Below are 12,451 nucleotides of genomic sequence, written 5' to 3' on the forward strand. Positions count from 1 at the left end.
ATATGATAAAATTAATTCAACTGGCACTTCGCAAGCCTATTGCGATTATGGTGTTGGTCGTTGGGATCGTGATTTTTTCTATACTTTCCATCAAGAAGACACCAGTTGACATCTTTCCAGCGGTAAATGCGCCTACTATTTATGTTGCTCAAACTTATGGCGGATTATCACCTCAGCAAATGGAAGGGTATGTTACTTCTTACTATGAGTATCACTTTCTGTACGTCACGGGAATTAAAGCTGTCGAGAGTAAATCTATTCAGGGATTGAGTTTAATTAAGCTTCAGTTTTATGATGGTACGAATATGGCCAATGCGATGGCGGAGGTTATTTCTTATGTGAATAGATCTCGGTCCTTTATGCCTCCTGGTACATTGCCTCCATTCGTCATGCGGTATGATGCTGGGTCTGTTCCTGTAGGTCAACTGGTATTCAGGAGTGAGACAAAATCGCTCAATGAAATTCAGGATTTGGCTTTATTTAAGGTGCGACCTATGTTTGCGGCTTTACAAGGAGTATCGGCTCCGCCTCCATTTGGGGGAAATCAACGAACAATCGTTATCAAAGCGGATCCGGAAAGAGTAAGAAGTTATAACTTGACACCGGACGAAATAGCCGTTGCAATTGCGAAAAATAATTCTATACTGCCAGCTGGAACAATGCGTACGGCAGATAAAGCTGTAATTACGGCAACCAATAGTGTAGTTGATAATTTTAAAGAGCTTGAAAATGTTGCGGTCAAAAATGTTGATGGTACTTCCGTACTGGTAAGAGATGTGGCTTCTGTGGATAATGGCGCTGACGTAGGAACTGGTTATGCGTTGATCAATGGTAAGCGTTCAGTATATATTCCAGTCACTAAGCGAGCGGATGCTTCTACGTGGGATGTGGTACAAGCTATCAAGAAAGCGCTACCTGATATGCAATCGGCTATCCCTGATGATATAAAGGTATCTTATGAATTTGATCAGTCTGGATATGTTGTAAACTCTTTAAAAAGCTTGCTTGTTGAAGGTGCTCTTGGTGCTTTACTAACGGGACTGATGGTGTTGCTTTTTTTACGGGATCTGCGTAGTGCCATCATTGTGATTGTTACTATTCCTCTGGCGTTGTTAGTGTCGGTTATGTGTCTTTACCTCACGGGACAGACTATTAATATCATGACTTTAGGGGGACTTGCTTTGGCGGTCGGTATATTGGTGGATGAATCGACGGTGACCATTGAAAATATACATCATCATCTTGAATTAGGGAAATCAAAATCGAGAGCAATATGGGATGCTTGTAAAGAAATCGCTACTCCCAAAATATTGATTTTATTGAGCATTTTAGCTGTTTTCGTACCTTCTGTGCTGATGACTGGCGTACCGCGTTCGATGTTTCTTCCACTTTCATTGGCTGTGGGATTTGCGATGATTGCATCTTTCCTATTGTCACAAACGTTGGTTCCTGTGTTATCTAACTGGATGTTAAAAGATACTTATAAACAACATCCGGAGCCACGATTGGATAAACTTAAAGAAAGTCTATCCAAGACAATTCAGAGAACATTTCCAATGCGAAAATTGGCTGTTCCCATTGTTCTTGTGCTTCTACTGCTGGCAGCTTTCGTTGGGTATAGGCAGGCGGGGTCGGAAATCTTCCCTAAGGTGGATGCAGGACAGCTTCAGTTGAGGTTGCGAATGCCTACGGGTACACGGATAGAACGTACGGAGGAAGCAACTAAAAAGACTTTGCAATTATTAGCTGATGAGGCAGGAAAAGATAATGTAGCTATTACTTCGTCATTTGTGGGTTTACAACCACCTACATTTGCGATTAACCCTATCTTTTTATACACGAGTGGTCCTCATGAAGCTGTTATAAAAGTGAATTTGAAAAAGGGTTCTGGTGTGGAAATCGAAGATTTGAAAGAACGATTACGTGGGTCGGTTACAAAAAGTCTACCTGGTGCTCAATTGTCGTTTGAACCTGCTGACTTGGTGGATCAGGTCATGAGTATGGGCGCCAGTAACCCTGTTGAGATTGTGGTTCAGGGAAAAAATCTGACACAGAGTAGAGAATTGGCTGATCGGTTAAAAAAATCTCTTGGCTCTATTTCTTATCTGCGTGATTTGCAGTTGGCGCAGCCATTGGATTACCCGACTATGCATATCAATTATGATCGTATTCGACTAGGTCAAATGGGTCTGACCGTTGATGAGGCGGGAAGGTCTGTCGCAGAAGGTACTTCTTCGAGCCGTTATACGCAGCCGGTGTATTGGTTGGATAAAGCTTCTGGAAATGCTTATCAGGTGCAGGTAGAATACCCGCAGTTTGTAATGAATAATCCGGAACAGGTGAATCAGATACCGGTGGGAAAATCTGGAGATAACACAGTTTATCTAAGAGATGTAGCTGATTGGAAAACAGGGAATACTATAGGTGAATATGATCGGATTAATCAACAGCGGTTTATCACGCTTACGGCTAATATTCACAAAAAAGACCTTGGTAGTGCAGTGAAGGATATCAATGAGGCAATACAGAGATTGGGTGAGCAGCCTCAGGGTGTTAAGGTGTATTTGCGAGGACAATCGGAAATGCTGAATCAAACAACTGGTGAACTGTCTAACGGACTTTTACTGGCGATTGTCGTAATTGGTCTGATGTTGACTGCTTATTTTCAATCTCTACAATTAAGTCTTTCAGTGTTATCTGTGCTTCCTGGTGTGTTGGCAGGTTCTATGCTGCTGCTGTGGCTTACTGGTAATACTATAAACATTCAGTCATTTATGGGTTGTATAATGGCTGTCGGAGTCGCGGTATCTAATTCTATTTTGATTGTAGCAAGTGCTGAAAGTATCCGAAAGAATCAAGAAGATAATAACTTGATTGGTGTGCAGGCGGCACTTAGCCGTTTCCGCCCTATTATTATGACAAGTACAGCAATGATTGCCGGAATGATACCGATGTCTCTTGGTTTGGGTGAAAGCGGACAGCAAACTGCACCTTTGGGCATTGCCGTGATAGGGGGATTGTTATTTAGTACAGTAATTAGTCTTTGGCTGGTTCCATTAGTTTATGAAATGTTAAGAAAAAAGAAGCAAATATCCGTATCTCTTGATCCAAACGATACAAATTCTCTATATTATGACAAGAATATTTAAACATAAATTACCGATAATTAATGCAGTTGCGAGTGTATCACTTCTGCTATTCGTTGCTGCCTGCACTCAAAATGGTCAGGAAAAAAATAGTGATGTTAATGAAAATAAAATTGACTCGGTCAATGTATTTACAATTGAAACCGATACGGTTAAAAAAATACTTGCTCTTCCTGCGGAGCTGCTTCCACTAGAAGATGCCCAAATAAGGGCAAAGGTGCCGGGCTATGTACGTAAAATGCTGGTGGATATTGGTTCTAAGGTTAGCAAAGGACAGGTTTTGGCTTTGATTGAGGCGCCGGAATTAAATACACGTATCCAAGAGCTGAACGATAAAGCTAATGCTTCACGGGCACGTTACTTATCCAGTAAAGATTATTTTGAACGGATTTATTCTGCTTCTCGAACTGACGGTGTGATTGCTACTGGCGAATTGCAGCGTGTGAAAAATCAAATGATGGCCGATAGCCTTGAGTATAAGGCTAATCAGTCATCTGTTGCATCGGCTAAACAAATTGGCAACTATCTTGCTATTGTTGCTCCGTATAGTGGAGTTATTACAAAAAGAAATATTGTAACAGGTTCTTTTGTGGGGTCTCCCAATGATAAGCCGTTATTTGAAATATCAGATAATAGTGTTCTGCGTTTGCAGGTTTCAGTTCCAGAAATATACACGGATGCTGTTTTATCTAATGGTGTTGCTGAAGTGTCTACAAGGTCATTGCCTGATAAGAAATTTGAGGCAAAACTGGTACGGAAAGCAGGACGAATAGATCATGATAGTCGAAGCGAGATTTGGGAATTTGAAATTGGTAATACGGATAATAAATTAAAGCCAGGCAGTTATGCGGATGCAAAATTATCATTTTTAAGACAACAGGAAGGAATTGTAGTTCCGGCATCAGCGGTGGTTACTACCTTGGAGAAAAAGTTTGTAATTAAAGTGTCAAATGGAGTAACGCATTGGATCGATGTTCGCCCTGGATTTAATATGGGAGATAGAACTGAAATTTTTGGTGATGTCCAAAAAGGAGATACTTTGGTGTTAAAAGGATCGGAAGAACTGAAAACAGATACACGGATAATCCCGTTAATTAAAAAATAGTAGTATAAATTTTAAATAAATTAAAGTTATGAAAAAGACAATTAGTATTATTAAGTTGGTCGCATTTTCAACAATTATTACGCTTGCTTGTAGCAATTCTATTTATGCACAGAAGAAGGGGCAAGTTAAAATGATGCATAACGCCTCAGTAAAAAAATTAGATATAGCAAAAATAGAGGCTATTTTGGAAATGAAAGGCGTCGAAAACAATGGAGAGTTTAAAATAACGGTGCCTCAGAATGATTTGGATATAGAGGTTGACGGATTTAAAATCATACCGCCAATGGGTTTGGGTACGTGGATAGCATTTACGCCAAGTACCGATGGTGCAATGATCATGGGTGATATCGTAATTACAGAAACTGATCTGAAACAAGTACAGTTCGAGGTTATAAAGCAGGGACTTACCATTACGGCGATACATAACCATTTCGTTAGAAATCATCCGAACGTCATGTATATGCATATCGGAGGAAGTGGTCCCGCTGAACAGATGGCAATGAAGGCAAAAGCAGTATTGAATAAAGTTAAAGAAATGCGAGGTGCAGATCCATTGAAAGGTACTTTTGCAGGGAGAAAGGTTGAAAACACGATTGACACAAAAAAATTGGACGCTATCTTGGGTATCACAGGAGAGATGAATAATGGCGTTTACAAATATACCATTGGTCGCCCAGATGCGCCCATTACAGAGCATGGAATACCAATCTCAACTTTCTTTGGTTATAATACCTGGATTGCCATTCAAGGAACAGAGGAAAAGGCTGCAATCGCAGGAGATTTTGCTATGCTAGAGGATGAAGTAGCTCCAGTGATTAAGGCGCTTATTGAAAATGGAATTGAAGTGGTTGCTGTTCATAATCACATGGTGCAGGAAAAGCCACACGTATTTTTCTTACACTATTGGGCAATTGGAAATGCGGAGGAACTTATAAAGTCTTTAAAAATTGCGCTGAGCAAAACAGGTAAAGTTGGTGGAATGAAAATGAAACATTGATAGAACAATAGGCTATATATCCGAAATAACTATTACAAATAATTGAGCCTTTCGAAACACCACTTTCGCAAGGCTTTATCTTATTCGAGTTATTTTTTTTTAATAATTCCTTATAGCTCTTTCCTTCGAAACAATGTTTGAAGAGAAGCATGTGATTAGAAATAGTTCTTAATAACTGAATAGGCGACGTTTTTTACATTCAATCTTATCATAATGAATAAAATGTTAATACAGTTATATTTTAGTTGAAATTCAGTTATTTGATTGTCAGAAAATTAAATAAGATGAGAAATGAAGCACACGATTGTTAAAACAAATCATTTATAAAGTATATAAGAAAAATATTAATATCTTAATATAGTTTAATGAATAAATTTTACGAAGAAACACTAAACAAGCTAGAAGACGAAATTAGGGATCTTGAAATTGAAGCTAATTGTCCTATCCAACGTATTGAAGAGGTAATAAAACTTATCGTAAATGCTCTATCTAAAATTAAAGAGTTTGTATTAAAAAATGGATTTAAGAATATTAACGACGAAATTCATTTTTTCAAATATCAAAAACCAGCTATTGTTGCAAAACTTATCTTTCATAATGCTATCTACAAGATAGAAATGAAAAAACCTAATGACACAAAGGCATTAAAAAAATATTTGAATGAAGAATTAAAAAAACTTAAAAAGTATTTTGAAAATAACCTTGAATTTTATAAATACTATAGAACCAATAATTCTTTTATTGACGATAAATTATTTGTTCGTGGTAAACACGATCTAAAACTAAGTTTGGATACAATCTATTTTGAAACCGATCATAGATTTTCTACATCTCACGATTACAAAGCAGCTAAAATTATAGCCAATGATCTGATACAAGTATATCTTGAAGACCAACTTCACAGACCGGTACATAAAAGTAAATCAATAGAGTTACCTAACTTAAATTGGCGAGGAAGTAAAACGGCATTAACTGAATTGATATATGCCTTACATGCTCAAGGTGCATTTGATCATACTGATATTAAAATAATAGCTAAAACATTTGAAAGTATTTTCAATGTTGATTTGGGCGACTTCTACCATACATTTATGGAATTGAAAGCCCGAAAGATAAATAGAACAAAATTCCTTGACAACTTGCGTGATGCATTAATAAAACGGATGGACGAACAGGAAGAAGATTAGAAATTAAAAAGAAAACGGAAACTTACAGATTCCCGTTTTCTTTATTAATCCATTTACATTCACAATATACCTCTTGGTAAATGAACACTTTTCGTTCTGATAATACTTTCTGAAATCTTCTGATTTTCCTTTTTTTCGACTTGTTCAGCAGGTTCTTCAATCTGATTAACAGGCTCAATGGACAATTGTATTTTTCTTTCGACAGCAGCGAGTTCTGTTTTAAGTTCACTTAATCTATTTTCCTTAGACCATGTGCCATTAACCACCTGCTGAAGAACAGGCAGATCTTTTTGAAACTCGTCTATATTTTCCTTTTCTTTCTTGATATAAGAAGGTAATTTTTCCAAAGCTCTTAAAAAATTGATTGCTGCTGTTTCGGGGTCTTTAGCCATTGCACCGTTGTTGTGCGTGTATTTAATGTTTCCCTCGCCCTGTACAAAAAAGCGGTTTACCCGAATATCAATGCCTTCTTTTTGAGAAATTTCGGTTTTTACCAAGAGCTGAAAACCATACAAACTGCCGATTTCTTCATAATCGCCACCTGTACGGACTTTTTCTGCTAGCTGATTGAGCTTAGCACCGATTTGTTTTACATCTGCATTAGCCGATAAGCCCTCTAATTGAATAGGATTGGCAATAGAACCGTCTGGACATTTTTGAACACGCCTTTGCAGATTATTCCAATCTAAGCTCATGCGGTCAAAACGAGATTTGGCTTTGTCCAATTCTGCCGTATAGTCTTCCAATTTATATTTCGCACTGTATTTAGAACGGTTGAACGCCTGCTTTTCGCTTTCCAGTCCGGCAATCTGTTTTTCCAGTTTGGCTTTATCCAACAGGTCTGTATTTCCTGACAGGATTGCCACATATTCCGAAAAGTTCATTCCCGATTTTTCGTCCATACTTCCCTCGTCAATCGTTCTTTTGGTCAGGTTGTTAGTCTTTAACTGGTCGATGAAAAGCTGCTTATTATACAGCAGGTTGAATTTGTAACTGTCCAACGATTTTTCAACTGCATAGATAATCACAGCCACTTTATTATCGGCAAAGAATTTGGCAATCTCATTGCCTTTTCTGATTGCCCGCCCGTCCCTTTGGGCAAGGTCCGACGGTCGCCAAGGTGTATCTAAATGATGCACGGCAACGGCTCTTTTCTGTGCATTGACACCCGTACCCAACATACTCGTAGAACCGAACAGCACACGGATTTTTCCCTCGTTCATCCCGTTGATAAGTTCCTTACGTTGCTTATCATTTTTCGCTTCCTGAATAAACCTTACTTCGTGTGCAGGTATGCCGTGGTCTTCCACGAGCTTGCGTTTGATTTCAGAGTACACATTCCATTCGCCCGGCTTATAGGTCCCCAAATCCGAGAAAACGAACTGCGTTCCTTTCTGTGCATTGAACTGGTTGTAATACTTGGCGATATTTGTCGCACAATGCGAAGCCTTGTTGTCGGGATGGTCTTCATATATACGGCTTACCATACGCATATCGAGCGACATCTTACGGGCGTAGTCCGTAGCAATGAGCATCTTTGCTTTTTCTTCCCTTTGCGATAATGGTTCTCTACCGAGCAAAGTTGCATCGCCCGTTTTGGCAAAAGCCATCAGGCTTTGTATAAAGGCTTCTTGGTCGGGCGTTGGCGGAATATTGTACAATACCTCGTTCTTGTTGGGGCGGTCTATGCCAATATCCTTTGCCGTTCTGTAATCCGTGATTTCAGAATAGAACTGCGCCAGTTCCGGCACTTTGATAAAGTAGCGGAAACGTTCTTTCGCTACGATATTGTTAGCTACCGAAAATTCATAATCGGTCGTTTTCCTTGCATAGATAGCCGCCCACGCATCAAAAGAATGAATACCCTGTTTTTCCAATGCACGGGGGCGCAGGTATTTGAACAGCAGGTACAGCTCCGTTAATGAATTGCTGATAGTTGTACCCGAAAGAAAGGTTGCACCCATATCCGCATTGGTACGCTCCTGAATAGTGCGGATTGCAAAAAGCAAGTTCAGTGCCTTTTGGCTGCCGTCCACGTTACCCAGTCCGGCAACCCGTGTATGACGGGTATTGAACATCAGGTTTTTGAACTGGTGGCTTTCGTCCACAAACAAATGGTCTATGCCCATCATCTTAAAGTCCACAATATCATCTTTGCGGTTTTCAATATCGTGTTGCAGCGTTTTCAGCTTTACTTCAAGATTTTCTTTCCGCTTGATTACTCCGGCGAGCATTCCCCTTGTCACTTCCTTGCCTTGCGATTTCAGGGCATCGAGGTTACGCTCTACGCTATCTAATTCTATTTCGAGGATTTCCTTTTGTATTTCGGGCGACTGCGGTATCATTCCGAACTGGTCGTGTGTGAGTAGCACACAATCCCAATCGTTATTTTTAATATCCCCGAAAATACGCAGGCGTTTCTTTGGCGTAAAATCATCAATACCTGGATAAAGGATTTTAGCGTGCGGATAGGCTTTGCGGTAGTCTTCGGCAATGGCAGGTATATTCGCTTTCAATCCGATAATCATTGGCTTATGGGCTAATCCCAAACGCTTCATTTCCTGCGCTGCGGTACACATTATCAGCGTTTTTCCTGCGCCTACTTCGTGGTCGCAGATAGCACCGTTATTCAGTTTTATCATCCAAACGGTGTCCTTTTGGCTCGAATAGAGGTCTTCAATGCCTGCTCCCTTACGGTCTAACCCCGGAAATTCCTGATGGCTTCCGTCATAGTTCGGGCGAACGAAGCAGTTAAAGGTATCGTTGTACTGGTCGGTCAGCCTGTTTTTAAACTCATCGTTTTGTGCTTGTAGCCAATCGGTAAAGGCGGTACGGATTTCGTCAATCTTGGTGTTCGCCATTTGTATGGCTTCCATATCCCGTACTTTGACCTCTTGGTCGCCAACCATTACTTTTTTGGTAATATCAGGCGTGGTATTGACAAGGGCGTGTTTGAGCAGAGCAATACCGTCAAACGTGCGGCTTTCCGCTTTGACCGCATATTTTTCCCAAATGTGCATATTGCCCTGATGACACTTCACGGAAAAGTCGTCGGAGCTTTCGGAATAATGAACCAGCACGTCCGCATCGAACAGGTGCGAAGCGAAGCGGGCATAAATTCCGGTAGGTATCCACCGCTCTCCGAGGTTAAAATCCAGTTCCTCAAATTCGATACGTTTTGGTCGGGCTTCCTCTAAAGCGGTAAGGCTCTCTTTGGCTTCGGTATCATCAGGATTGTTTTCGAGATAGGCTCTTACTTCATCGGCTTTCTCAACTACGTTGCCTGCTATCCAACGTTCGGCTATTTCGTATTCCAGTTGTAGCGGATTGTAGAACAGCCGACCGTGCAGGGCTTCTTTCAAGGTATCGGCAGGCAGGCTGCTGATTTCGGACATAAAGCCCAAATCCACGTTTCCGTATTTGTTCAGCGAGGCGGCTAAAGCCTCTTCGGGATTATCGGTTGCTAATGTGGTAGTAGAAAAACTAACGGGACGGCTGAATATATCCGCTTTGTGGATTACGCCGCCGATGATACGCTCCAGATAGGGAATTTCTTTACCTGCGCTGTCTGTCTTTATCAGCTTGGCATTATCGGCAGCATTGAGATTGCCGTATTTTTTGGTAAAGGCATCGTACAGGAGGTTCAGCGTTTCCCGTTCTTCCCTGTGTTCGGTCTGCTTTTCTGCTTCTTTTTGGTATAGGTTGATGTAACTGTCCCTTACGGCTATGTAGGCTTCGGCTCTTGCTTTCTGTGAGGTCGGCAACTGCAATGGATGAAAGATTGCTGCTGCCTTTTCTTCGTTCTTTTGCACATCTTGCAGATAACCCACCCAACCGTTATCCACCACAAGGCAATCGTTACGATGGAACGATTGCAGTTCGCCAGTGTACGGGGCAGGTTCAGGAATAGCATTAATATTGGTAGCGGTAATGGCTGTCTTATCAGACTGGCCATTACCGTTTATCTGTGAAAACAGGTCGCCGATGGCTTCCTGTTTTTTACCGTTAACTTGGGTTGTTCCATTGGCAGCACCATTAGATTTTAATAGCGTATTAGGTTGCTGCCTTGCACTGCTGAACAGGTCGGGCTGACGACCTATTGTGCCTCTTCTTTTTTTGGTGCTTTGCCTTTTGGTTTGGGTGGTTCTTTTAGGCGGAGCAAGAACCATTACAGGTTCGCCTGCACTTTCAAACAGGTCAAAAATACTTAGTTGCTTTAATTCCTGCGGGCTTTCCTGATGGACTGCCGGAGTGGGTACAGCTTGCGGTTTTTGCTGAATGATTACAGGCTCAATAACCGGAGGTGTAACCTTTGGTTCAATCGGGATTTGTATAACAGGCTCTTCGTCACGTTCGCCTCTGTATAAATTCAAATTCAGGTGCTTTCCAAAATCTTCGGAAAGCATTTGTTTTAAATCTTTGGCAATCCCCTCAACACCGTCTTTATGCGTATAGATTAAGGCAGGTTGACCGTATGGGTCGGTATCTAATTTTTGGTCGGTATGGATAATTCTTGCACTATCTTGAAAGAGCGCATTGCCAGGAGTATTGTATTCGGTTGGCTTGCTTTGGCAAAACAGTTCTTCCGCTTCGTTCAGATTTTCTTTTGCCGTATTTTTTTGCAGGATAATCAGGTCGCTGCCCACTTCCGTACCTGCATATTCGGTAAACAGGTTGTTGGGTAATCTCACAACCGAAACCAAATTATTATCCTGCATTAACGCCCTGCGTATGGGTTCGTTTTTAGGGCTATTGAGGATGCCCTGCGAAGTAATATAAGCCAATAACCCGCCCTCACGGAGCATATCAGCACCTTTCAGAAAAAAATAATTGTGTATGCTTCGGGCAGCTTGTTCCTTTGCGCTGTTTCTACTACGGGAATAAGAAAGGTCAAATACGGAAGTGTCGCCAAAAGGGATATTACTGGCAACTACATCATAGCTGTTTTGTTCCCTTTCGGGGATTTCCTCAAAACCGTTTATACGGATATTACTTTCGGGGTAAAGCTGCTTTAAAATCTTGCCTGTAAGCAAGTCCTTTTCATAAGCGGTAACACTGGCTTTCTGATTTTCCGAAAAGGATTGTATGAATGAACCTATACCTGCGGAGGGTTCGAGGAATTTGTCAATGTGCAGACCATTATCCCGCAAGGCGGACGAAATGGCATCTATAACTTTTGGCGGTGTATAAAAAGCCGTCAGTACGGAACTTTTCATACTGTCCACATACCTGCGGTATTGCTTATCATCTTCGGAATTTTCTTTGAGTAGTTGGTGGAGTTCCTGCGTAAGTGGAAAAAGGTCGTGTTCTGTTTTTCTCCAATGATTGATGTCTATTTCGCTTTCTACGGGGTTCAGAACGAATTTAAGACCGCCAAATCCGCTGTATCGCATCATTAGCAGTCTTTCGCCTACGGTGGCTTGCCGTTTCTCCTTTTCCAGTTTAAAAACAATTCGCAGGGCATCAATATTCTGTTGGAGATGGAACCGCTTACTGAAGCCCATTTTCCTCAATCCATATTGAGATGGTTCCGGTCAGTTCGGTATAGAGTACATCAAACTCATTTCCGTTGGCGAAATCATCAGTTAATTCATATCCTGCGAAAACAGGCTCACAAACGGGAAACATTTTAAGGGCGAACGGTCGCAGTTCCTCGTCTGCCATTATGGTATCAAACTCATTGCATACCACTTTGAAAACCGTATCGAACTTGGAGAAGTGCAAGCCCTCAAAAAGTATGTAGTTGGCTATTTCGTCGCATTGCTCAACGGCGTTTCCCGAACGGAAAGCACCCTCATAAGCATTGGCAGCCCACGAAGACCGTTGGTCAATAAATTTTTGGTCGTGCGCCTTTTCGGGAAAGCTGCTGTTTAATAATTCTTGCAGTCGTAACCTGAAATACGACAGGTCTTTTTGCTGTACATCCATACTTATTTTGTTTAGAATTTTACTTAAATCCTAAAATTATAAGCAGGAGCAAATGCCTTTGATAATGTTGCAGGGTTTGGCTTTGAAA

6 protein-coding genes are annotated in these 12,451 nt (G+C 41.0%); 4 read left to right on the forward strand and 2 right to left on the reverse strand.

Annotated elements, in window-relative coordinates:
• The first annotated feature begins 2 nt into the window (after positions 1–2).
• The 4 genes from ACM44_RS05605 (at position 3) to ACM44_RS05620 (ending at position 6,435) form a co-directional block, all read left to right on the forward strand.
• Positions 3–3,149 (forward strand): efflux RND transporter permease subunit, encoded by a 3,147-nt coding sequence (locus tag ACM44_RS05605; protein WP_048499050.1) that lies wholly within the window; start codon positions 3–5, stop codon positions 3,147–3,149.
• On the forward strand, positions 3,133–4,251 hold the full coding sequence (locus ACM44_RS05610; protein WP_048499051.1) for an efflux RND transporter periplasmic adaptor subunit: 1,119 nt from the start codon (positions 3,133–3,135) through the stop codon (positions 4,249–4,251). The genes ACM44_RS05605 and ACM44_RS05610 overlap by 17 nt, the downstream gene beginning before the upstream one ends.
• A 28-nt stretch (positions 4,252–4,279) precedes the next feature.
• Positions 4,280–5,248: a DUF1259 domain-containing protein gene (locus ACM44_RS05615; RefSeq protein WP_053215438.1), complete on the forward strand. Its 969-nt coding sequence runs from the start codon at positions 4,280–4,282 to the stop codon at positions 5,246–5,248.
• Between the two features lie 365 nt (positions 5,249–5,613).
• Positions 5,614–6,435, forward strand: a complete 822-nt coding sequence (locus ACM44_RS05620; protein WP_048499052.1) for an RteC domain-containing protein — start codon at positions 5,614–5,616, stop codon at positions 6,433–6,435.
• Positions 6,436–6,494: 59 nt separating this feature from the next.
• On the opposite strand, the gene ACM44_RS05625 is transcribed toward ACM44_RS05620, so the two are convergent.
• Both ACM44_RS05625 and ACM44_RS05630 read right to left on the reverse strand, forming a co-directional pair.
• Complete coding sequence (locus ACM44_RS05625; RefSeq protein ID WP_048499053.1) at positions 6,495–11,939, reverse strand: N-6 DNA methylase; 5,445 nt, start codon at positions 11,937–11,939, stop codon at positions 6,495–6,497.
• On the reverse strand, positions 11,926–12,363 hold the full coding sequence (locus ACM44_RS05630) for a DUF1896 domain-containing protein (protein WP_048499054.1): 438 nt from the start codon (positions 12,361–12,363) through the stop codon (positions 11,926–11,928). Before ACM44_RS05630 ends, ACM44_RS05625 begins: the two co-directional genes overlap by 14 nt.
• Positions 12,364–12,451 lie beyond the last annotated feature (88 nt).

Source organism: Chryseobacterium koreense CCUG 49689 (assembly GCF_001045435.1).
Lineage (GTDB): Bacteria > Bacteroidota > Bacteroidia > Flavobacteriales > Weeksellaceae > Kaistella > Kaistella koreensis.

Bases quoted from the DNA above. Each gene is read 5' to 3' on its own strand.
- ACM44_RS05605 (WP_048499050.1), top strand. From the start codon at position 3: ATGATAAAATTAATTCAACTGGCACTTCGCAAGCCTATTGCGATTATG.
- ACM44_RS05610 (WP_048499051.1), top strand. From the start codon at position 3,133: ATGACAAGAATATTTAAACATAAATTACCGATAATTAATGCAGTTGCG.
- ACM44_RS05615 (WP_053215438.1), top strand. From the start codon at position 4,280: ATGAAAAAGACAATTAGTATTATTAAGTTGGTCGCATTTTCAACAATT.
- ACM44_RS05620 (WP_048499052.1), top strand. From the start codon at position 5,614: ATGAATAAATTTTACGAAGAAACACTAAACAAGCTAGAAGACGAAATT.
- ACM44_RS05625 (WP_048499053.1), bottom strand. From the start codon at position 11,939: ATGGGCTTCAGTAAGCGGTTCCATCTCCAACAGAATATTGATGCCCTG.
- ACM44_RS05630 (WP_048499054.1), bottom strand. From the start codon at position 12,363: ATGGATGTACAGCAAAAAGACCTGTCGTATTTCAGGTTACGACTGCAA.